Below are 22911 nucleotides of genomic sequence, written 5' to 3'. Positions count from 1 at the left end.
GAGCAATTGTGTGCGGGTTTGCCGGGCCTGCTTCACTGACGGATAATCAGGGCATATTCATTCGTTCGCGTGGAAGGCGCCTGTCTGACAGTCATGAGCGAAAACAAACCCGGAAACGCCGGCACGACCGGCAGTCAGCAACCGGCCTCGCCTTCGACGGGGGGTGCGCCGGTCGAACCCGCCGCGGCGCCTACTCCGTCGCATGAAGATGCCACCCGGTTGGCCGCAAGGGACACGAGCCCGGCCGACAAGGAGGCGACCGTGAGGTCGTCGACCGACGATCCGCTCAGCGCGTCAGCGCTCACCACCGAAGATCCTCGTGCGGCGCGCTTGCGCGATGCGGCCGAAGCACGCAGCGCCGCCGCCGCTTCGACTGCGCGCCAGGAAGCCGCGGTGCACGAGCGCGAAGCACGGCGCGCGGGTGCATACGCCGCCGGCGCGAAGACGGGGAGACCCGATCCAGTCACGAAACCGACGGTGGCCGCCAGCGAGCCGCGCGCGGGCGGCGCCGGCGTCGCGGATCTCGACATCGACGAAGCAATCGCCACCGAGCAGGCCGCCGCGCCCGCCCCGCGTGCGCCCGGCTCGCCGCCACCCGGTTTCGGCGCGGCACCCGATTTCAGCGCCAGCAACCCCCCGCCGCCCAACGCGCTGCCGCCGTCGCCGCCGCGCTATTTGCGTCAGAGCGATTCGGCATGGAGCGTGTTCGGCCGCATCATCGCGGCGCGCGCGCGGCAGCTATTCGATCGGGCGGGGCAGCGGATCACGCAGCGCACGCTGCGCATCGGCGTGTCGGCACGTATCTTCCACCCGGAGCCGGGCGCGAAGGGCTTGCGCGGCAAGACGCTGCAATATCTCGAGGAGTCGATCGCGCACTGGGTCATGTCGCGCGACGTGCTGGTGTTCATGATCCCGACCGTCGGTCATCAGGGCATGCTGCATCCGAGCAACATCCGTCTGCGCGACTACGCGAAGCATCTCGATGGCCTGCTGTTGCAAGGCGGTGCCGACCTGTCGCCGCAGTCGTACGCGGAAGTCGCCTCGAGTCCCGAATGGCCCGGCGATCGCGTGCGCGACATGTACGAGCTCGAACTGCTGCACGAATTCATCGAGTCGGGCAAGCCGGTGCTTGGCGTGTGCCGTGGCTGCCAGTTGATCAACGTCGCGTTCGGCGGGACGCTGTACCAGGACATCGCGACCGATGTGCCGACCGCGAACGCGCACGTCAACGAGAACTATGATCAGCATCGGCACGGCGTGCACTTTCCGGATGGCTCGACGCTGCTGAACATGTTCCCCGGGCGGCGCGACGCAATCGTCAATTCGATTCACCACCAGGCGGTGAAGACGCTGGGCCGCGATCTGAATATCGAGGCGGTGTCGGCGTCGGACGGCATCATCGAGGCCGTGCGCTACCGGCGCGCGCCGTTCGTGATGGGCGTGCAATGGCATCCGGAGTTTCATCGCGCGGGCGGGCCGGAACTGCTCGACTGCACGCCGTTGCTCGATACGTTCCTGCGGGTTGCGCGGGAGACGCGGTTCTAGGCGCGGGCTATTCCACCGAACGCATGCACTGGCGCGTATGCCGTGTTTGGCTGTGCGCATTGATTGGCTCGGTCATCCGGCGCTCATCGCGCGAATTGCTCGGGGATCTCGGTGACGCGACGCTGCGACATGTGGTTCATCCACTCGGAGCCGTTTGCCGTCAGATTGTTCGACACGACGCGGCGCGGCAGCGGGGCGGCGTCTCGCCACGGCATCATGGCTGACGTAGTCAGCTCGGCGTATTCGTCCGCGCCGGCCCGTACTGCATGCTCCGACCGCTTCTTGGCATAGCGATTCGCCCGCTGCGGATGTGTTTGCGCGCGAAGCACAGGCCGAGGGGGATCGGAGTGAGTCCCCTCACTCCACGCGGGATTGCGTCGCGTGGCGGTAGGCTGAGGCAGAGCCGACGCGGGCGCGGCAGCGGCCACGTGGGCAGGTGATGGCGGAAGCACCGAAGCCGGCGCGACGGCCTCGGCCATCACCGGCGCTTCGAGCCGCGCACTCTGATCCTGCGAACGACGCTCTTCCACCGGCACGTCACGGCGCGCCGCCAAAGCTTGCACGGATTTCAGCGTGTCGAAGGCCATGCGGCGAGGCGCGAGAGGCTGATCGGCCATCCACCATGCCAGCACCGCGACGCAGCCGATCGCGCAGGCACTCGCCGCGACCGCACGCCGATTCCACACCGTGCGCCGCCGCGCGATTCGCGGCGTCCGGGGCTTGAGCGCGATTCGCATCGGGCCCTGAGGCACCCGCCTTTGCATGGCGGCATGCACGCTCGCCGCTGTATTCGCGGGTTCGCCGGCAGGCTGCGCGGCAGTCTCAACCGGTTGCGCCGCCTTCTGCCGCACGCCGATCAGCACGCCGTCGATCGACACCCACTGCCCGTACGACAATAGATGCCGATCATTCACGCAGACGGTGCGCAGCAGCGCGGCATACAGCGAACCGAGTCCGGTCCGCCAGCGTTCACCGAAGGGCAGCAACGCCCAGTCGCGGCCGAACGGTTCGGGCAGGGAGGCGAGCGGACGGAGACGCGGAAGCGCGAATGCGCCCTCGATCAAGGTGAGCGGCGTGCTGATCATCAGTTCCTTGCGGTGTCTCGTGACAGAACCGCCGGTGAGGCAGTCGCGGAATCTGTAGAGGTCCGCTAGCGCAACCCATCGGCAGCAGAAAAATGTTGCCTCGAAACGACCTCGTCCAACCTTCGGAGCGATCCGAAAAACGGGGACGCTACATGCGCGAGCTGTCGCCGCGTCGCTCAAGACGTCAACCGGTACACGTAACGCAAGGCGGTGATATCCATTCCGCCAATATGATCGGGCTCCGCGCCGACGAACTGCCAGCCGTGCCGCTCGTAAAAGCCAATGGCCGGCCTATTGCCCTCGAGCACGTACAGATAGAGCTGCGCCTCGCCCTGCGCGCGCGCCCAGTCGATGGCTGCGCGCATCAGTGTTTTACCGACGCCGACGCCCTGATAGGCGGGCAGCGCATGCAGGTTGTCCAGCAGCACGCCCCACGCGGACTCGGGCTGACGCTCGACACACACGAAGCCGGTCGGCTCGCCGGCCAGCTCGGCGATCAGCACGATGCGGCGCTCGCCGCCCGGCGCGGCAAGACGCGCGGCCCAATAGGCGGCGCGTTCCCGCGTGACTTCGCCATCGAGAAACGCGTCGGGCAACAGGCCGCGGTAGGCAGCTTGCCAGCTGGCGCTGTGGATCGACGCGATCAGCTCGGCATCCTCGAGCGTGGCGGGACGCAGGGAGGGAGCAGGGGTGGGTCGCATTGGAATAATTGACTGAATGGCCTGGCGTGTAAGCACACTGTATGCGTTTTGCGGGGTTATCAGCAGTAACATTACGTGGCATCTGCTCCGCATCAAGCACAGCGTTTACCCTGATACCGCGCGAACGTTGCGGGTATCAGAATGCGGCGCCCCCGGCGCGCTTCAATTTTCCCTGCACGTCCGGCAGCGGCATCCGCTTCATCTACCACGTCGATCCGTCCGACAGGGCGACGGGTTTATCCGAGAGTGTCATGTCTACTGCGACCCACGCCGCTTCCGCCACGGAAGAATCCAAGTTCAAGACAGTGTTCCGCGTTGTCAGCGGCAACTTTCTTGAAATGTACGACTTCATGGTCTATGGCTACTACGCCTCGGCGATTGCCAAGACCTTTTTCCCGAGCGGCAGCGATTTCGCGTCGCTGATGCTGTCGCTGTCCGTGTTCGGCGCGGGCTTCCTGATGCGACCGCTCGGCGCGATCGTGCTCGGCGCCTACATCGACCATCACGGCCGCCGCAAAGGCCTGATCCTCACGCTGAGCCTGATGGCGCTCGGCACGCTGACAGTCGCGACCATACCGGGCTACGCGACCATCGGGTTCGTGGCGCCGGTGCTCGTGCTGCTCGGCCGGCTGCTGCAAGGCTTCTCGGCCGGCGTCGAACTCGGCGGCGTGTCGGTCTATCTGTCGGAGATCGCGACGAAGGGCAACAAGGGCTTCTATTGCTCGTGGCAGTCGGGAAGCCAGCAGGTCGCGGTGGTGTTCGCCGCGCTGATCGGCGTGCTGCTCAACAAGCTGCTGCCCGCCGACCAGATGTTCGCGTGGGGCTGGCGGGTGCCGTTCCTGATCGGCTGTCTGATCGTGCCGTTCCTGTTCATCATCCGTCGCTCGCTGCAGGAAACCGAGGAGTTCACGAAGCGCAAGCATCGCCCGAGCATGGGCGAGATCATGAAGTCGATGCTCGCCAACTACCCGGTCGTGCTGGGCGGCATGGGCATGGTCGTCATGACGACCGTGTCGTTCTACATGATCACCGCGTACACGCCGACCTTCGGCAAGGAAGTGCTGAAATTGTCGGCGATCGACGCGCTCGTCGTCACCGTCTGTGTCGGTATCTCGAACCTGATCTGGTTGCCGCTCTCGGGTGCGCTGTCGGATCGCATCGGCCGCCGTCCGGTGCTGCTCGCGTTCACGATCCTGACGATACTCACCGCGTACCCGGCGCTGCAATGGCTCGTCGCCGAACCGTCGTTCGCGCGTCTGCTTGCCGTGCAGCTGTGGCTGTCGTTCCTGTACGGATGCTATAACGGCGCGATGGTCGTCGCGCTGACCGAAGTGATGCCGGTCGAGGTGCGCACCGCCGGCTTCTCGCTCGCCTACAGTCTCGCGACCACGATCGGCGGCTTCACGCCGGCCATCGCCACGCTGCTGATCCATGTGACGAGCAACAAGGCGGCGCCGGGACTGGTCCTCGGCGTGGCGGCGATCTGCGGTCTGCTTGCGACGCTGTTCCTGTACCGCACGCCGGAGTCGCGCAATCAGTATCGGGCGGCCTGACGGCTCGGCCAGGTCTTCTGAAAAAAACCCCGCGTCAGCGGGGTTTTTTGCTGATGGCGCCTGCCGTCAGGCGTGCCGCAACTCGTTGGCGACGATTTCAACGACTTCATCCCACGCGTTCGGCCGCGGCTGACGCACGAGCGTCGCACCGGGATACCACGGGCTGCGCGTGTCGCCGTCGAACCAGCGCCAGTCGGCGGCGAACGGCAGCATCAGCCACAGCGGTTTGCGCAGCGCGCCCGCGAGGTGGGCGATCGACGTATCGATCGACACGACCGCGTCGAGCCGCTCGATGATCGCCGCGGTATCGGCGAAGTCGCCGATGCGTGTGTCGAAGCGATGGATCGCCGCGGCGCGCGGATGCGCGTCGAGCGTCGCGCGTTCGTCATCGGACAGATCAGGCTGCAGCACGATCCAGTCGATGCCTTCGAGCGCAAACAGCGGCTCGAGTGCGGCGAGCGGCATCGTCCGCGTTTCGTTGCGCTGGATGCGCCCCGACCACGCGAGCCCGATCTTGCGCTTCGCCTGACCGCCGACCGAGCCGCGCCATTTCCGGCCGTAGGCCGGTGGCACGGTCAGATACGGCGTGCGCGCGGGAATCGTGTCGTAGCGTGTGCCGAGCACGAGCGGCAGGCTCAGCAGCGGAATCTGCAGATCGGCGGCGGGACGGGGGTCGCCTTGCGCGATCAGCGACACGCGCCATGCCTGCGCGACGGGCGCGAGCAGCGGTACCAATTGTGGCTGCACTTCGAGCACGACACGCGCGGCACGAAGCGCGGCGAGCGGTACGAAGCGCACGAACTGCAGCGTGTCGCCGAAACCCTGTTCGGCGTGGATCAGCAGCGTGTGCGGTTCGATCGATTCGCCGTGCCAGCGCGGCAGCGTCTGGATGGCCGGTTGGGCGACGGTCTGCAAGCGCCATTCGTATTCGGGCAGCCCGCGTTCGAAGTCGCGCATCGCGAGCCACGCGAGCGCCCGGTTCATGTGAGCGGACGCGAGATCGGGACGCAGCCGCAACGCCTGATCGAACGCGCGCACGGCGGCCGCATGCGCGCCGAGCGCCTGGTGCGCGGTGCCGAGCGCGAGCCACGCGAGCGCGAATTGCGGATCGAGCCCGACCGAGCGCTCCAGATACGGCAGGGCCTGTTCGGCACGGCCGAGCGCGGCGAGCGCGTTGCCCATGCCGTAGATCGCGGGCGGCAGGTTCGGCTGCAGACGCAGCGCCGCTTCGAAGGACGCGACGGCTTCCGCGTGGCGGCCAATTGCGTCGAACGTATTGGCGAGATTGAAGTGCGCAGCGACGAAGCGCGGCTCGGCGGCGAGCGCGGCCTCGAAGCAGGGCACCGCCTCCTCCGGCCGATTGAGCGCGTTCAGCGACATGCCCATATTGTTGAGCGCGCCCGCGTGACCGGGGCGCAATTCGAGCGCGCGCCGGAACGACGCGATCGCCTCCGCGTGACGGCCGAGCGCGTGCAGCGCGTTGCCAAGGTTGTTGTGCGAGGAGGCGTCGTTCGGCTGCAGGCGCAGTGAGCGTTCGAACGCATCGGCGGCGTCTTCGTGACGGCCCAGCGAGGCGTACGCGTTGCCGAGGTTGTAGTGCGCCATCGGGAACGTCGGCGCGAGCGTCAGCGCGTTGCGGAACTGCTCGATCGCGGCGTCGATCTGGCCGAGCGCCTTCAATGCATTGCCGAGGTTCAGTTGCAGCGCTGCGTCTTCGGGGCGCAGGTCGACCGCGCGCCGCACGAGCGCCGCGGCTTCGGCGTGTTGTCCCTGCTGGTGGCGCAGCACGCCCAGCAGATGCAGCGCGTCCACATGGCTGGGGTCGTGGTCGAGCGTGGTGCGGTAGTCGCGTTCGGCGTCGTCGAGGCGGCCGTCACGATGTGCCGCGAACGCGCGGTCAAATACAGGTTGCATGACGGAGCGGGCATTCGGATCAATCGGATTGAGGCGGCATTTTCCCATACTTGCGCAAACGGCCCGGATTTGCGGACATCGTCCACCGATCGTGAACGACGGGCGGAACCCCGCGTGACCCGCCTGCCGCATCGATTGATGCAGCGCACCCGTGCGCTGACAAGCGGCGGCGTACACTAGAACGGAATGTTGCCTCCGGAGTTCCGCATGGACGCTGCCGCCTACGACGCGTCGCCGGTGCTGATCGTCGGGGCCGGTCCCACTGGACTTGCCGCAGCGATGAGTCTCGCGCGCGCTCATATCCCCGTGCGTCTGATCGACAAGGCACCGCGGCCGAATCCGTACTCGCGCGCGATCGGCATCCAGGCGCGCACGCTCGAACTGCTCGAGCAGCATCGGCTGATCAAACCGTTTCTCGAACTCGGCCATCGCGCGCGCGTCGCGAATCTGTTTTCGAACGGCATGCGCCTCGCGCGACTCGATTTCGATCCGCTGCACACGCGCTATCCCTATCTCCTGTTTCTCGACCAGTCCGTGACGGAGCGGCTCCTGACCGAGCATCTGGCGACGCTCGGCGTGACGGTCGAGCGCGGTGTCGAGCTGATCGCGTTCATGCAAGGCTCCGCGAGCGTTCAGGCGACCCTGCGCCGCGCGGACGGCCGCACGGAAGGCATGCGCCCGTCGTATCTGATCGCGGCCGACGGCGCGCATAGTTCGATTCGCCATCGCCTCGGCCTGAACTTCGAGGGCAAGACCTTGCAGCAGTCCTTTCTGCTCGCCGACCTGCATGCCGAAACCGACTGGCCCGACGACGAGTTCCATGTCTTCGCGTCGGGCGACGGGCTCGTCGCGCTGTTTCCGATGGGCCACGGCCGCCATCGCCTGATCGCCGATCACGCGGTCGCGAGGTCCGGCAGCACCGCGCCATCGCCGCCTGCGGTGCCCGGCGAAGCGCCACCCGATGCGGCGGCGCCTTCGCTCGAGCAATGCAAAACACTGATCGCGCAACGCGTGCGCGAGCGCGTCGATGTGTCGGATCTCGCGTGGTCGGCGTATTTCCACGTGAACAGTCGAATGGTCGATCGGCTGCGCGTGGGCCGCATCTTCCTCGCCGGCGATGCCGCGCACGTGCACAGTCCCGCGGGTGCCCAAGGCATGAACACCGGCATCCAGGAAGCGCTCAATCTCGGCTGGAAGCTCGCGCGCGTGATCGGCGGCGCGGCGCCGGACCGCCTGCTCGACACCTATCACGCCGAACGTCATCCGATCGAGCGCGACGTGCTGCGGCAAACCGGCTTCCTCATGCAGATGGCGGAGGCCGATCACGGTCCGCTCAAGCTGCTGCGCGAGCGCGTGATGCCGGTGCTGGCCGCGCTCGGTCCGCTACGCGATGCGGCGCGCGCGACGATCAGTGAGCTGTCGATTCAATACCGGCGCAGTCCGCTGACGCTCGAACGCGTGCTCGATGGCGGCCCACGCGCGGGCGAGCGCGCGCCGGACGCGCTCGTGCATGTGGTCGACGGTCCGCTCGGGCGCGCGCCCGGCGTCGGCTGCATTTTCGATCTGCACGATCCGGCGTTCTTCTCGCTGTTTCTGCTGGTACCGCCGCTGCCCGTCGACGGCACGCCGCTCGATCCTGCCGCGAAACATGCGCCGCCGCCGGACCCGGAGTTGGAGAAGCTCGCCGCCGAGGTCGAGCGGCTGCTGCCGAACGCGGTGCGCATCTGGCGCATCACTGATACGAGCGGCGACGGCGGCCCGGCGCTGGCCGAATCGTATGGGCGTACGCGGCCGTCGTTTTATCTGGTGCGCCCGGACGGCTATATCAGCGCGCGCGGACGCACCGGCTCGGACCTGCACGGTCTCGTGCGGCACTGCGAGGCGTGGTTTGCGGTGGGGGGAGAGATACCGGAGCAGGCGACACTGTGATCAGGGCCGCCTGCCTGGTGGCTGACGCACGCGCGCGGCAGCGGAACGCGCCGCCGCGCCCGGTGATCGCGCAAACGGCTCAAGCCGCCGACACCTCCGCCGGCGTCAACTTCTGGCGATACCTGACGATCGCCTCGCGCGTGAAGTTCGAGAGCGCAATGCCATATGTGTCCGGCGCTTCGTCGAGCGTCGCGAGCAGTTCGCGCCGCATGCGCGGCTCCCAGGTACGACGGATGTGCTCGGCGACGCCGGTCAGCGCTTCCTCGTGATCGGGCATCGACTCGAAGAAGTCGCCGATCCGGTTCGCCATGTCGATCAGATTCCGTTTGTCCATCGCTCGCCTCACTTGCCCGCGGTGACGGCCGCGGCCGCATTGGCCTGCTCGCGGTGCTTCAGCAGTTCGAGCTGTTCGCTATTGAAGCGCGAATAGTCCTTCTGCCATTGCGACGGCTGCTCGACCGGCATCACCTGCACCGCGGTCACCTTGTATTCGGGGCAGTTGGTCGCCCAGTCGGAGCTGTCGGTCGTGATCACGTTCGCGCCCGATTCGGGGAAGTGGAACGTCGTGTAGACGACGCCCGGCTGCATGCGGTCCGTCACCTTGGCGCGCAACACGGTCTGCCCCGCGCGCGATTCGATGCCGACCCAGTCGCCAGTCTTGATGCCGCGTTCCTCGGCGTCGTGCGGATGCAGTTCGAGCCGGTCTTCATCGTGCCAGCGCGAGTTCTCGGTGCGGCGCGTCTGTGCGCCGACGTTGTACTGCGACAGAATGCGGCCGGTCGTCAGCAGCAGCGGATACTTGCGCGTCACTTTCTCGGGCGACGCGATGAACTTCGTGATCAGGAACTTGCCCTTGCCGCGCACGAAGGTACCGACGTGCATGGTCGGCGTGCCGTCGGGCGCGTCTTCGTTGCACGGCCACTGGATGCTGCCCAACTCGTCGAGCTTCTGATACGACACGCCGTGGAAGGTCGGAGTGAGCCGCGCGATTTCGTCCATGATTTCGGACGGATGCGCGTAGTCCATCTCGTAGCCGAGCGCGCGCGACAGCAGCAGGGTGACTTCCCAGTCCGCGTAGCCGGCGAGCGGCGGCATCACCTTGCGTACGCGCGAGATGCGGCGCTCGGCATTGGTGAACGTGCCGTCCTTTTCGAGGAACGACGAACCGGGCAACAGCACGTGCGCGTACTTGGCGGTCTCGTTCAGGAAAATGTCCTGCACGACGATGCATTCCATCGACGACAGCGCGGCCGCCACATGATGCGTGTTCGGGTCCGACTGCACGATGTCCTCGCCCTGGCAATACAGACCCTTGAAGCTGCCGTGCAGCGCGGCGTCGAACATGTTCGGAATGCGCAGGCCCGGTTCCGGCTGCAGCGTGACGTTCCATGCGTTCTCGAACTGCGTGCGCACGAGCGTGTCGCCAATGTGCCGGTAGCCCGGCAGCTCGTGCGGGAACGAGCCCATGTCGCACGAGCCCTGCACGTTGTTCTGGCCGCGCAGCGGATTCACGCCGACGCCTTCACGGCCGACGTTGCCGGTCGCCATCGCGAGGTTCGCGATGCCGATCACCATCGTCGAGCCTTGCGCGTGTTCGGTAACGCCGAGGCCATAGTAGATCGCGGCGTTGCCGCCCGTCGCGTAGATGCGGGCCGCTTCGCGCACCTGTTGCGCGGGCACGCCGGTCGCTGCTTCGGTCGCTTCGGGCGAATTCTCCGGCAGCGCGACGAAGTCGCGCCACTGCTCGAATGCGCGCGTTTCGCAGCGCTCGGCGACGAACGCCGCGTTGAGCAGGCCTTCGGTGACGATCACATGCGCGAGTGCGTTGACGATCGCGACGTTGGTGCCGGGCCGCAATTGCAGATGGTGCGACGCCTTCACATGCGGCGTATCGACGAGATCGATCCGGCGCGGATCGACGACGATCAGCTTCGCGCCCTCGCGCACGCGCCGCTTCAGACGTGAGGCGAACACCGGGTGGCCGTCGGTCGGATTCGCGCCGATGACCATGATGACGTCGGCTTTGTCGACGGAGGCGAACGTCTGCGTGCCCGCCGATTCGCCGAGCGTCGTTTTCAGACCATAGCCGGTCGGCGAGTGGCAAACGCGCGCGCAGGTGTCGACGTTGTTGTTGCCGAAGGCGGCGCGCACGAGCTTCTGCACGAGGTAGGTTTCCTCGTTCGTGCAGCGCGACGACGTGATGCCGCCGATCGAATCGCGCCCATGCTTCGCCTGAATGCGGCGGAATTCCGACGCCGCATACGAGATCGCTTCGTCCCAGCTGACTTCGCGCCACGGGTCGGTGATCTTCGCGCGGATCATCGGCTTTTTGATGCGGTCCTTGTGCGTCGCGTAGCCCCACGCGAAGCGGCCTTTGACGCACGCATGGCCTTCGTTCGCCTGGCCGTTCTTGTGCGGCACCATCCGCACGACCTGGTTGCCCTTCATCTCGGCCTTGAACGAGCAGCCGACGCCGCAGTACGCACAGGTGGTGATGACCGAGTGTTCGGGCTGGCCGAGCATCACGACGGACTTTTCCTGCAGGGTCGCGGTCGGGCACGCGGCGACGCACGCGCCGCACGACACGCATTCCGACTCCATGAACGGCTGGCTCTCGCTGGCCGCGACGCGCGATTCGAAGCCGCGTCCGGTGATGGTCAGCGCGAACGTGCCCTGGGTTTCTTCGCACGCGCGCACGCAGCGATTGCAGACGATGCACTTCGACGGGTCGTACGTAAAGTACGGATTCGATTCGTCCTTCCCGTCCTTCAGATGATTCGCGCCGTCGAAGCCGTAGCGCACTTCGCGCAGACCGGTCACGCCCGCCATGTCCTGCAGTTCGCAGTCGCCGTTGGCGGGGCAGGTCAGGCAATCGAGCGGATGGTCGGAGATGTACAGCTCCATCACGTTGCGACGCAGCGACTGCAGCCGGTCGGTCTGCGTGCGCACCTTCATGCCGGCTTCGACCGGCGTCGTGCACGAGGCCGGATAGCCGCGCCGTCCTTCGATTTCGACGAGGCACAGGCGGCACGAGCCGAACGGTTCGAGCGAGTCGGTCGCGCACAGCTTCGGCACGTTGACGCCGGCTTCGGCCGCCGCGCGCATGACCGACGTGCCGGCCGGTACGGTCACCGCCTGGCCGTCGATTTCGAGCGTTACGTCGACGTCGGAGTGGCGGGCCGGGGTGCCGTAATCGGTGTCGTCGGCGAACGGATTGGCGGCGCGTGCCATGGCTTGTGACTTGCACGCGCAGTTGCCTGAGCCGCAGCCGCCGGCGGGGGAGTTGAACTGATCGGACATGGTGAACTCCTGGTGTCAGGCCGCGGCCGCTTTGGTGGCGTGGTCGGCAGGGTGATCGGCGGCGAGACCGAAGTCTTCAGGGAAATGATCGAGCGCGGACAGCACCGGATACGGCGTCATGCCGCCCATCGCGCACAAAGAGCCCGACACCATCGTGTCGCACAGATCGCGCAGCAATTGCACCTGGCGCGTCGACGTGTCGCCATCGCGAATCCTTGCGATCACCTCGACGCCGCGCGTCGAGCCGATCCGGCACGGCGTGCATTTGCCGCACGATTCGAGCGCGCAGAAGTGCATCGCGTATTGCGCGAGCTCGGCGAGATTCGACGTGTCATCATGCACGACGAGACCACCGTGGCCGATTACCGCGCCGATCGCCGCATACGCTTCGTAGTCCATCGGAATGTCCCACTGGCTTTGCGGCAGATACGTGCCGAGCGGACCGCCAACCTGCACCGCACGCGCCGGGCGGCCGCTCGCGGTGCCGCCGCCGAAGTCGTCGAGCAGTTCGCGCAAGGTCACACCGAACGCGAGTTCGACGAGACCGCCTCGCTTGATGTTGCCAGCCAGTTGGAACGGCAGCGTGCCGCGCGAGCGGCCCATGCCGAAGTCTTTATAGAACGCCGCGCCGCGCGCGAAGATGATCGGCACCGAGGCGAGCGTGATCACGTTATTGATCACGGTGGGCTGGCCGTAGAGACCTGCGAGCGCGGGCACCGGCGGCTTCGCACGGACGATGCCGCGCTTGCCTTCCAGTGATTCGAGCATCGCGGTTTCCTCGCCGCACACGTACGAGCCCGCGCCTCTCGCGACGAACAACTCGAAGCGATGCGCGCTCGAGAGCACGCTGTCGCCAAGCCAGCCGGCTTCACGCGCCCGGGCGATGGCGGCTTCGAGCGTCGCGATCGAGTGAGGATATTCGCTGCGCACATAGATATAGCCGACGGTCGCGCCAGTCACGACGCCCGCGATGATCATGCCCTCGATCAGCATGTACGGATCGCTTTCCATCACGAGGCGATCGGAGAAGGTGCCCGAGTCGCCTTCGTCGGCATTGCAGACGATGTACTTCTGCGCGGCCTTCGCGCCGCGCACCGTGCGCCACTTGATCCCAGCCGGAAAGGCCGCGCCGCCGCGGCCGCGCAGGCCGGATTCGATCAGGGCTTCGCAGGCGGTGTCGCCGTCGGTCTGCAGTGCGCGGCGCAAGCCTTCGAGGCCGCCGTGCGCGACGTAGTCGTCGATGGAAAGCGGGTCGGTGAGGCCGATCCGCGCGAAGGTCAGGCGCTGCTGCTTCTTCAGATACGGAATCTCGTCGACCACGCCGACGCGCCGCGCATGCTCGCCGCCGTCGACGAAGCCCGAGTCGAACAACGCGGCGACGTCTTCCACCTCGACATTCGCATAGCCGATGCGTCCTTCGGGCGTCGCGACTTCGACCAGCGGTTCGAGCCACAGCAAGCCGCGCGAACCGTTGCGGACCAGTTCGACCGCAATGCCGCGGCGCGCGGCTTCGTTCGTGATGGCTTCAGCCAGTGCATCGGCGCCGAGCGCGAGCGCCGACGAATCACGCGGAACATAGATGCGTGTCATGCCGGCACCTCCACGCATTTGCGGGCTGCGGCGAACAGGGCGTCGAATTTCTGCGGCGTGACGCGCGCGTGCAGGGTGCCGTTGAGCATCAGCGCCGGAGATAGCGCGCATTGCCCAAGGCAGTAGACCGATTCGAGTTCGACCGTTGCGCCGTCCTGATGGTCGGCGTCGAAGCGGCAACCGGTGTGCGCCTCGATATGCTGCGCCAGCGCCTCCGTGCCCATGCTGCGGCACGCTTCGGCGCGGCAGAGTTGCACGATGACGGGCGCGGCAGGCGTGGTGCGGAAATGATGGTAGTAGGTGATGACGCCGTGCACTTCCGCGCGCGACAGGTTAAGCGCGCGGGCGAGCGGCGCGACCGTCGCAGGAGGCACGAAGCCGAGTTCGTCCTGGATCGCATGCAGGATCGTGAGCAGCGAGCGACCCGGCTGCGCGTGACGCTGCACGAGCTGATCCGGCGGCGTGGTCAGGGAATCGTCCAACAGGGGCTCCTCCAAAGCGATATATGCACTTGTTATTCATAAAGCATGCACCTATGCTTTGCTTATTCGTCAGGGTATAGCGGAACAATATGCGGGCCAACCGGCGCATGCAATAGGAAAGAATTAAACATATATGGTCAGGATCGAATGCCAGGTCGAGCTGGTGGTGAAGGGCACGGACGGCCGCGAGGCCAGCCTGTCGGACGTGGCACCGCTGCTCGCGCTTGTCGATGAGTCCGGAAGCATCGCGCAGGCTGCGGCGCTTAAGGGTTTGTCCTACCGGCATGCGTGGGGTTTGCTGCGCAGCATCGAGGAGCGCCTTGGCGGTTCGTTGATCGCGAAAGAGCGCGGGCGCGGCTCGGTGTTGTCCGAACTAGGTCACGCGGTCCTGCGCGGGCAACGGCTCTGCGGCGAGCGGCTCGATGGCAATCTGCAGGCGCTCGCGAGCGAAGTGGCGAGCGATCTGAACCGCTGGCTCGCGCCGCCCGCCGATGACGTGCGCATCCACGCGTCGCACGGATATGCGGTGGCCGCGCTCGTGACCGCGCTGGTCGCCAAGGATCTGCCGGTCGAGATCAAGTACCGCGACGGCGCGGATGCGGTCAGCGCGCTGGCGCGCGGCGAGTGCGATCTGGCGGGCTTTCATTTGCCGCTGGGCGAGTTTCGCGCGGCGTGCGCCAATACCTACCGGCGCTGGCTCGATCCGCAGCGCCATCTGCTCGTGCATCTGACGAAGCGCAAACAGGGGCTCTTCATCGCCAAGGGCAATCCGAAGCGGATCGGCGGGCTCGGCGATCTTGCGCGCGATGACATCCGTTTCGTCAACCGTCAGCCGGGCTCGGGCACGCGGATGCTGATCGATCTTTCGCTGCGACAGCTCGGCGTGGACCCGGACCGCGTCAACGGCTATGCGTCGACCGAACTGACACACTCGGCGATCGCGGCGTTTGTCGCGAGCGGCATGGCGGACGTGGGCTTCGGCGTGAAGCCGGCCGCCCATCATTTCGGGCTCGATTTCATCCCGATCGTCGACGAGGACTATTACTTCGCGTGCGACCGCGCGCACCTCGCGCGCGCGCCGCTCGCGACGGTGATCGGCCTGTTGCGCGGCAGTGCGTTTCACCAGCGCGTCGAGCAGCTCGACGGCTACGATCCGCGCGATTGCGGCAGGATCGTCGATGTGGAGGAGGGGCTCAGCGGCGAGTTGGCGTAGCGCCGGCGTAAGGGCCCGTAATCATTTAAACGGTAGTGCCCGGCACGTGCCGCTGCGCGGCGCGCCAGTTTCGGCTACTCTCTTGCCTTGACTTCCGCTTGAACCGCGCGCCAAGCCGCGCTGAACCGACATGAAAGCTCTTCTCCACGCATGTGCCGCCGCGGCCGCGGCTGGTGTGCTCTGTGCCACCGTCTCCGTCGCTTTCGCGCAAAACTCGCCTGGCGTGCCAGGCGGTATCCTGAACGACGAATTCCGCCTCAATGAGCATCCGCAGATGCCGTTCGCCGCATCCGCGCCGTCCGCCAAGTACCAGCACGGCGAACGCTCGCAAGCGCGCAGACGCGGCGATATGGGCGATCCGAATGGCTGCAATCTGCAGTGTCCGAAAGACGAATAATGGTCCGCTCGGGCTTTGTTCGAGCTTCGAGATTCGACGCAACGCCGGCCCGTAGGCCGGCGTTGTGCTTTGTGACTGGTGAGATGCCCGTCCATCGGCCGGATGGTTCGGTTCCTCAGGTTTGGCAAGGCGGCAGATGTCCTTGAAACCGTCTCCTTGGTATTGCCCGCCTGCTTGTCGGCCGCGTAGTGGTACAGCGGAGAGCGGTTGACGAGCGACGACGCGCTTCGAATGTAGGGAGCACACGCCGATGGGCCGGGTCGCGGAGTGTGCGACACCCGATGCGATGCCGACAAAATGAAAAACCCCGGTAGCGCTCAGCTAGCGGGGTCTTTCGAGTCCGTTCATTGCGAACGTGCCGACGTGTTTGGTGGAGGCGGCGGGAATCGAACCCGCGTCCAGAAGTCCTCTACGACTAGTTCTACATGTTTAGTTCTGTCTTTTGATTTAACCGCAGCGACGCGGACGAACACGCTGCGCTGCGGCGATTCACCAAGTTTTCGACCCGGACGTCGTGACGCCGCCAAGGCTTAACTGACGTATATGACCTCTGTCGGTATTGCTACCGGTCTTGCGACACTAGCCCGTCAGTGAACTAGGCAGAGGACGGCGGCCCTTAGGCTGCCAGTGCGAACGTATCGTCGTTTGCAGTTACGTTTTTCCCATTGATTAACGAGGTGACGGGTCCTCGACATGCCCTAGCCGCTTCGCAACCCCTGTCGAAACCAGGTCGCCCCCGCGGTTCGTTGCTCATAGTTATGAGCCAAACGGAATTTTACAATAGATCGACGGCCAAGTCGTGGGTCCTCTGCGGCCGCCAATCATGCAACTTCGCGATCACCTGTGTCGCACGCGCCTTTGAGCCGATCTGTCAGCTGATTTCGCGCAGCAGCGCCTTCAACTCGGCCGGCGATTGCACGACGTGCTGCGCGTGCCACCGTGTCGGCGGAATGTCGTTGCCGCAATAGCCGTAGGCCGCGGCGACGGTCTTCATGCCGGCAGCAAAACCCGCCTGCACGTCGCGCAGATCGTCGCCGATATAGACGACGCGCTCCGGCGCGACGTCCAGCTCACGCGCCGCGTGCAGCAGCGGCGCGGGGTGCGGCTTCGAATGCCGGGTCGTGTCGCCACTCACCACGCAGCCTGCGCGCTCTTCAAGCCCGAGTTGCGCGACGAGCGGCTCGGTGAGTCGCGCCACCTTGTTCGTGACGATGCCCCAGCGCACGCCGCGCGCGTCGAGTTCGTCAAGCACTTCCGCGATGCCGGGAAAGAGCGTCGTCTCGATGCACAGATCTGCTTCGTAGTTCGCGAGAAACTCCTCGCGCATCGACGCGAATTCATGATGCTCGGGCCCGATGCCGAACGCACCGCAAATCAGTCCACGGGCTCCGGCTGAGGCTAGCGGGCGTAGCTTTTCGAGCGGCACCATCTCGAGTCCACGGTCGTGGCGCATTTTATTGACGGCCGCCGCCAGGTCGGGCGCCGTGTCGGCTAGCGTGCCGTCAAGGTCGAAAAGTACCGCCAGGCAAAAGCCGATGAGGTTGTCGCTGTCTTCGCGTTGGGGCAGGGGAGTCGGGTCGCTCATTGTGCGTTTCGGATGCGGCGGATCGGGGTGGTTCTTGCGATTCAGGCGTCGCGGCGGCAGGCGAGCAGATAGTTGACGCCCGTGTCGGAGGACAGCGTGAAATGCTTGCTGAGCGGGTTGTAGACGATGCCCTTGATGTCATCCGTGCGCAGGCCGGCCGCGCGCGCGAAACTCGCGAGTTCCGACGGGCGGATGAAACGCGCGTAGTCGTGCGTGCCCTTCGGCAGCATTCCCGCGATGTATTCGGCACCAATAACCGCGAACAGATACGACTTCACGTTGCGGTTCAGCGTGGAGAAGAACACCCAGCCGCCCGGCTTGACGAGATTCTTGCAGGCTTCGACGATTGCGGCGGGTTGGGGCACGTGCTCGAGCATCTCCATGCAGGTGACCACGTCATAAGTGCCCGGCTCGCGCGCGGCGAGCGCCTCGGCCGCGATCTCTTCGTAGTCGACGGATACACCGCTTTCAAGGCTGTGGAGATCGGCGACGCCCAGTGCCTGCGTCGACAGGTCGATGCCTTTCACGTGAGCCCCCAAACCTGCCATGGATTCAGAGAGAATGCCACCGCCGCAGCCGATATCGAGCACCTTCTTGCCCGCGAGATGCGCGTGAGCGTCGATCCAGCTCAGGCGAATCGGGTTCAGTTCATGCAGCGGTTTGAATTCGGCGTTTGGGTCCCACCACCGATGAGCGAGGTCGCTGAATTTCTGTAGTTCGTGCGGATCGGCGTTGGTCATGGCGAAGGCTGCCTCGATGAAAGCGGTGAGCGGACGCTCGAGGATAAACCCCGAGTATATAGGGCAAGAGAAGGGGCGGCAAAAACGCGGCGGACGGCGAGGCGCTGATGCAAAGTGCGCGCGGCTGCCGATGGAGCGGGAGGCGTTTGGCGCCATCGCGCGTCACGTATCGACGCGGCGGCCGTGCAAAAAAAAAACCCCGCCGGAGCGGGGCTTTCGATACTGCGGTAATTTGCAGCTTACTGCTTCGGCGTACCGACAACTTCGACTTCCACGCGACGGTCCGGTGCGAGGCAGGCGATGAGTTGCTTGCGGTTCTTCTGGTTGCAACCGGTGGTAACCGGGTTGCGACGGCCCTTGCCTTCCGTGTAGATACGGTTGGCTTCGACGCCCTGGCTGACCAGGAAGGCCTTCACAGCTTGAGCACGACGCAGCGACAGGCGGTCGTTGTAAGCGTCCGAACCGATGCGGTCGGTATGGCCCGTCGCGACGACGACTTCGAGGTTGATGCCCTGAATCTTCGATGCCAGTTCGCTCAGACGTTCCTTGCCAGCCGGCTTCAGGATTGCCTTGTCGAAGTCGAACAGCGCATCAGCTTGATACGTAATCTTTTGGCTGGTGATAGCCGGAGCCGGAGGAACCGGTGCCGGCGGGGTCGGAGCCTGGGCAACCAGAGCGCCGTCGCACTTGGCGTTAGCCGTTGCGGGCGTCCAGAATGCATTGCGCCAGCAAAGCTCGTTCGTGCCGTTCATCCACACGTATTCGCCAGTACCATTCACCCAGTTGTCGTTGGTAGCTTGTCGCGACGCCGGCACCGACTGCGCCATGGCGGATGCAGCCATAACTGCGGTAGCTGCAATGAACGCGAGCTTTGAAAGTTTATTCATATTTCTCCTCTCGAAATTGAGATTACCGCAGGTTTACTGCGAGCCTGTTGACGAAGACCAGTCATACATTGCTCGAAGTATAACATTGGCGCCGAATAAAAACCGTCTGTGTAGACTTCGAGCAGCGTCTGACTCTTTGTGCGTTGGCATTTTGCCATATCGTTCCCTTCCGACGAAAAAAAAATCTGCCCCCTATCAATTCCCCTTCCAATTGTGGTGCATGAGCAACAAATGCTTTCGCTCGGGCGGTCCGCCAGCTCTGCCTGAGCGGCGAATTGGCCCTACGCACGAATCGAGCCTGACGGGGTTAAAAAGGTGTGATCGGCGAGGTGTTGGCGGGTGGCCCTCTAATATGTATACATATGTACGTGCGGTCGTCGGGGGCGGATGCTCGGCATGTTAGAATCGCGTGATGCGTTGCGCCTGCGATGCTTACGCGAAGATGCAGCGAATCCCTCGCCTTCGCACGTGAAAGATACGGATAATGGATCAATTCGCCAAAGAGACTCTGCCAATCTCCCTAGAGGAGGAAATGCGCCGTTCGTATCTCGATTACGCGATGAGCGTGATCGTAGGGCGAGCGCTTCCCGATGTCCGCGATGGCCTGAAGCCGGTGCACCGGCGCGTGCTGTACGCGATGCACGAGTTGAACAACGACTGGAACCGTGCGTACAAGAAGTCGGCGCGTATCGTCGGCGACGTCATCGGTAAATACCATCCGCACGGCGACACGGCTGTCTACGACACGATCGTCCGGATGGCGCAGGACTTCTCGTTGCGCTATATGCTCGTCGACGGCCAGGGCAACTTCGGTTCGGTCGACGGCGACAACGCCGCGGCGATGCGTTACACCGAAATCCGCATGGCGAAGATCGGCCACGAGCTGTTGGCCGACATCGACAAGGAAACGGTCGACTTCGTGCCGAACTACGACGGCAGCGAAAACGAACCGGCCATCCTGCCGGCGCGCATCCCGAATCTGCTGATCAACGGCTCGTCCGGCATCGCGGTCGGCATGGCGACCAACATCCCGCCGCACAATCTCAACGAAGTCGTCGACGCCTGTCAGCATCTGCTGAAAAATCCGGAAGCGACGATCGACGAGCTGATCGAGATCATCCCGGCACCGGACTTCCCGACTGCCGGCATCATCTACGGCGTGGCCGGCGTGCGCGACGGCTATCGCACCGGGCGTGGCCGCGTCGTGATGCGCGCGCTCACGCACTTCGAGGAAATCGATCGCGGTCAGCGTATGGCGATCATCGTCGACGAGCTGCCGTATCAGGTGAACAAGCGCTCGCTGCTCGAGCGCATCGCCGAGCTCGTCAACGAGAAGAAGCTCGAAGGCATTTCCGACATCCGCGACGAATCCGACAAGAGCGGCATGCGCGTCGTGATCGAGCTGAAGCGCGGTGAAGTGCCCGAAGTCGTGCTGAACAATCTGTATAAGGCGACCCAGCTTCAGGACACCTTCGGAATGAACATGGTCGCGCTCGTCGACGGCCAGCCGAAGCTGCTGAATCTGAAGGAGATGCTGACGTGTTTCCTGTCGCATCGCCGGGAAGTGCTGACGCGGCGCACGGTCTACGAGCTGCGCAAGGCGCGCGAGCGTGGCCACGTGCTCGAAGGTCTCGCGGTTGCGCTCGCGAACATCGACGAATTCATCGCGCTCATCAAGGCTGCGCCGACACCGCCTATCGCCAAGCAGGAATTGATGGCGCGCGCGTGGGATTCGTCGCTCGTGCGCGAAATGCTGTCGCGCGCCGAAACGGAAAACGCGACGGCCGGCGGCCGCGAAGCGTACCGTCCTGAGGGCTTGAACCCGTCGTTCGGCATGCAGGCTGACGGGCTCTACCGTCTGTCCGATACCCAGGCTCAGGAAATCCTGCAGATGCGTCTGCAGCGCCTGACCGGTCTGGAGCAGGACAAGATCATCGGGGAATACCGCGACGTAATGGCACAGATCGCCGACCTGCTCGACATTCTGGCTCGCCCGGAACGCATTTCGGCGATCATCGTCGACGAACTCACGTCGATCAAGGCCGAATTCGGTGATGCGCGCCGCTCGAAGATCGAGCTGAACGCAACCGAGCTGAACACCGAAGATCTGATCACGCCGCAGGAAATGGTCGTGACGATGTCGCACGCGGGTTACGTGAAGTCGCAGCCGTTGTCCGAATATCGTGCCCAGAAGCGCGGCGGTCGTGGCAAACAGGCCACTTCCATGAAGGAAGACGACTGGATCGACACGCTGTTCGTCGCCAATACGCACGACCACATCCTGTGCTTCTCGAACCGCGGCCGCGTGTACTGGGTCAAGGTCTACGAAGTGCCACAGGGTTCGCGCAATTCTCGCGGCCGGCCGATCGTCAATATGTTCCCGCTGCAGGAAGGAGAGAAGATCACGGTCGTGCTGCCGGTCAAGGAATTCTCGGCCGACAAGTTCGTGTTCATGGCAACCGCGTTAGGAACGGTAAAAAAGACGCCGCTCGAAGCATTCAGCCGGCCGCTGCGCAAGGGTATTATTGCGGTCGGTCTCGATGAAGGCGATTACCTGATCGGCGCCGCGATCACCGACGGCCAGCACGACGTCATGCTGTTCTCGGATTCGGGCAAGGCTGTGCGCTTCGACGAAAACGACGTCCGTCCGATGGGCCGCGAGGCGCGTGGCGTGCGCGGCATGCAGCTTGAGGACGGTCAGAACGTCATCGCGTTGCTGGTGGCCGGCGACGAGCAGCAGTCGGTGCTCACGGCGACCGAGAACGGCTTCGGCAAGCGCACGCCGATCACTGAGTACACGCGTCACGGCCGCGGCACGAAAGGCATGATCGCGATTCAGACCTCGGAGCGTAATGGCAAGGTGGTTGCCGCGACGCTGGTGGATCCGGAGGCGCAGATCATGCTGATTACCACCACGGGCGTGCTCATTCGCACGCGCGTGTCGGAAATCCGCGAAATGGGACGTGCAACGCAAGGTGTTACACTCATCAGCCTTGACGAAGGGACCAAGCTGTCTGGTCTGCAACAGGTTGCTGAGGCCGAGGGCGAGTCGGAAAGCGATCCCGACACCTCCGCTGAAGGTGATAACGGCGGCGAGAGTGGCGGTGCGGCTTGATCCGTGCCAGTGGTTTTCAGTCTCAGTTAATACGTTGAAGCTACGCTGCGGGCCACCGTGTATCGGGCCGGTACGCTTTCCCATGCGGCGTGCAGTTCAAGTTAATTTCTCTTAGGGAGTAATGATGCAAAAACGATTCAAACAACTGATGTTGCTGGCTGCCATCGTGCCGACCTTCGCCATGGCTCAAGCGCTGCAAAACCAGGCGCCCGCAGCTTCGGCTGCTGCAGCAGCACCGGTTGACCCGGCCAAGCAGGCTGCCATCAAGGATCTGCTCGACGCCATCGACGCGCAGAAGCTGGTTGGTGCAATCGGCAACAGCGCGCAGATGCAGGCCAAGCAGCTCGTCCCGGCAATCCTGTCGGACGCGCTGACCGAGAACAAGACGATGACGGACAAGCAGAAGCAGGCGGCCGTGCCGACGCTGCAGAAGAACGCGGTGCCGAAACTGGTCGACAGCGCGGGCCAGGTCTTCGCAACCGACGCTTTCCGCCAGGACGCAATGCAAGCTCAGTACGACGCGTACGCGAAGTACTACAGCACGTCGGAAATCAAGGATCTGACCACGTTCTACAAGAGCCCGACCGGCCGCAAGTTCATCCAGGTGCAAGACCAGGTTGGCCGCGACGTCGTGAACAGCCTGATGCAGAAGTACATGCCGGAATCGATCAAGGCAACGCGTGACCAGGCCGACAAGGAAGTCGCTTCGGTCAAGCCGGCTGCCAAGTAAGCTCCCCCGCAAGGCTGCGTTGATCAGGCAGCCTGACGCCGTGTTTGCCGGGTAAGTGCCCGGAAGACGCATCCGCTGGACCATACGGCGTGGCGGGTTAGCGGCGACAATGCGATAATGGCCGTTTGCGCACAGGCGCAGACGG

Annotated in this window: 17 protein-coding genes and 1 other RNA gene; 7 read left to right on the top strand and 11 right to left on the bottom strand. The window is 64.8% G+C overall.

The genetic code is table 11. From position 1 onward, the window contains the following. Positions 1-93 precede the first annotated feature (93 nt). The gene (locus tag LJ655_RS18505; RefSeq protein ID WP_230562684.1) at positions 94-1545 is read left to right on the top strand and encodes a gamma-glutamyl-gamma-aminobutyrate hydrolase family protein; all 1452 of its coding nucleotides are present in this window, start codon (positions 94-96) and stop codon (positions 1543-1545) included. 83 nt (positions 1546-1628) lie between these two features. Here LJ655_RS18505 and LJ655_RS18500 read toward each other — a convergent pair whose 3' ends face one another. Both LJ655_RS18500 and LJ655_RS18495 read right to left on the bottom strand, forming a co-directional pair. Further along, complete coding sequence (locus tag LJ655_RS18500; protein ID WP_230562683.1) at positions 1629-2630, bottom strand: hypothetical protein; 1002 nt, start codon at positions 2628-2630, stop codon at positions 1629-1631. A 176-nt stretch (positions 2631-2806) separates the two neighbouring features. Further along, entirely contained in the window at positions 2807-3331 is a 525-nt protein-coding gene (locus LJ655_RS18495) for a GNAT family N-acetyltransferase (protein ID WP_230562682.1), read from the bottom strand. A 251-nt stretch (positions 3332-3582) separates the two neighbouring features. On the opposite strand from LJ655_RS18495, the gene tcuC reads away from it, so the two are divergent. After that, complete coding sequence (tcuC, locus tag LJ655_RS18490) at positions 3583-4884, top strand: MFS transporter (RefSeq protein WP_230562681.1); 1302 nt, start codon at positions 3583-3585, stop codon at positions 4882-4884. Between the two features lie 66 nt (positions 4885-4950). Here the strand turns inward: tcuC and LJ655_RS18485 are convergent, their stop codons facing one another. Beyond that, a complete protein-coding gene (locus LJ655_RS18485; RefSeq protein ID WP_230562680.1) occupies positions 4951-6798 on the bottom strand; it encodes a tetratricopeptide repeat protein in 1848 nt (615 codons plus the stop codon). Between the two features lie 207 nt (positions 6799-7005). On the opposite strand from LJ655_RS18485, the gene LJ655_RS18480 reads away from it, so the two are divergent. Beyond that, entirely contained in the window at positions 7006-8727 is a 1722-nt protein-coding gene (locus tag LJ655_RS18480) for an FAD-dependent monooxygenase (protein ID WP_230562679.1), read from the top strand. 79 nt (positions 8728-8806) lie between these two features. On the opposite strand, the gene LJ655_RS18475 is transcribed toward LJ655_RS18480, so the two are convergent. The 4 genes from LJ655_RS18475 to LJ655_RS18460 are packed head-to-tail and all read right to left on the bottom strand — an operon-like array spanning position 8807 to position 14099. Then, positions 8807-9061 (bottom strand): formate dehydrogenase subunit delta, encoded by a 255-nt coding sequence (locus LJ655_RS18475; protein ID WP_230562678.1) that lies wholly within the window; start codon positions 9059-9061, stop codon positions 8807-8809. Between the two features lie 8 nt (positions 9062-9069). Then, positions 9070-12027 carry a formate dehydrogenase subunit alpha gene (gene fdhF, locus LJ655_RS18470; RefSeq protein ID WP_230562677.1) on the bottom strand — a complete coding sequence of 986 codons (2958 nt, stop codon included), beginning with the start codon at positions 12025-12027 and terminating at the stop codon, positions 9070-9072. Between the two features lie 15 nt (positions 12028-12042). Continuing rightward, positions 12043-13617, bottom strand: a complete 1575-nt coding sequence (locus LJ655_RS18465; protein WP_230562676.1) for a formate dehydrogenase beta subunit — start codon at positions 13615-13617, stop codon at positions 12043-12045. Beyond that, a complete protein-coding gene (locus LJ655_RS18460; RefSeq protein WP_230562675.1) occupies positions 13614-14099 on the bottom strand; it encodes an NAD(P)H-dependent oxidoreductase subunit E in 486 nt (161 codons plus the stop codon). Before LJ655_RS18460 ends, LJ655_RS18465 begins: the two co-directional genes overlap by 4 nt. Before the next feature lie 133 nt (positions 14100-14232). Here LJ655_RS18460 and LJ655_RS18455 point away from each other — a divergent pair, with 133 nt between their 5' ends. Together LJ655_RS18455 and LJ655_RS18450 are read left to right on the top strand one after the other, a co-directional pair. Continuing rightward, positions 14233-15312, top strand: a complete 1080-nt coding sequence (locus tag LJ655_RS18455; protein ID WP_230562674.1) for a substrate-binding domain-containing protein — start codon at positions 14233-14235, stop codon at positions 15310-15312. A 130-nt stretch (positions 15313-15442) separates the two neighbouring features. Further along, positions 15443-15709 carry a hypothetical protein gene (locus LJ655_RS18450; protein WP_230562673.1) on the top strand — a complete coding sequence of 89 codons (267 nt, stop codon included), beginning with the start codon at positions 15443-15445 and terminating at the stop codon, positions 15707-15709. A gap of 368 nt (positions 15710-16077) precedes the next feature. Here LJ655_RS18450 and ssrA read toward each other — a convergent pair. From ssrA to ompA, 4 genes are all read right to left on the bottom strand, one after another. After that, positions 16078-16447, bottom strand: a transfer-messenger RNA (tmRNA) gene (ssrA, locus tag LJ655_RS18445). A gap of 133 nt (positions 16448-16580) precedes the next feature. Beyond that, on the bottom strand, positions 16581-17294 hold the full coding sequence (gph, locus tag LJ655_RS18440; protein ID WP_230562672.1) for a phosphoglycolate phosphatase: 714 nt from the start codon (positions 17292-17294) through the stop codon (positions 16581-16583). 41 nt (positions 17295-17335) lie between these two features. Then, positions 17336-18034, bottom strand: a complete 699-nt coding sequence (ubiG, locus tag LJ655_RS18435; RefSeq protein WP_230562671.1) for a bifunctional 2-polyprenyl-6-hydroxyphenol methylase/3-demethylubiquinol 3-O-methyltransferase UbiG — start codon at positions 18032-18034, stop codon at positions 17336-17338. 239 nt (positions 18035-18273) lie between these two features. After that, positions 18274-18921 (bottom strand): outer membrane protein OmpA, encoded by a 648-nt coding sequence (gene ompA / locus LJ655_RS18430; protein WP_230562670.1) that lies wholly within the window; start codon positions 18919-18921, stop codon positions 18274-18276. Between the two features lie 484 nt (positions 18922-19405). On the opposite strand from ompA, the gene gyrA reads away from it, so the two are divergent. Both gyrA and LJ655_RS18420 read left to right on the top strand, forming a co-directional pair. After that, complete coding sequence (gyrA, locus tag LJ655_RS18425; RefSeq protein ID WP_230562669.1) at positions 19406-22036, top strand: DNA gyrase subunit A; 2631 nt, start codon at positions 19406-19408, stop codon at positions 22034-22036. Between the two features lie 124 nt (positions 22037-22160). After that, positions 22161-22766: a DUF2059 domain-containing protein gene (locus LJ655_RS18420; RefSeq protein WP_230562668.1), complete on the top strand. Its 606-nt coding sequence runs from the start codon at positions 22161-22163 to the stop codon at positions 22764-22766. Positions 22767-22911: the final 145 nt, after the last annotated feature.

This window comes from Paraburkholderia translucens, from assembly GCF_020881035.1.
Lineage (GTDB): Bacteria > Pseudomonadota > Gammaproteobacteria > Burkholderiales > Burkholderiaceae > Paraburkholderia > Paraburkholderia translucens.
Note: the sequence above shows the minus strand (reverse complement) of the source record. Positions and strands in the feature narration are given on the sequence as shown.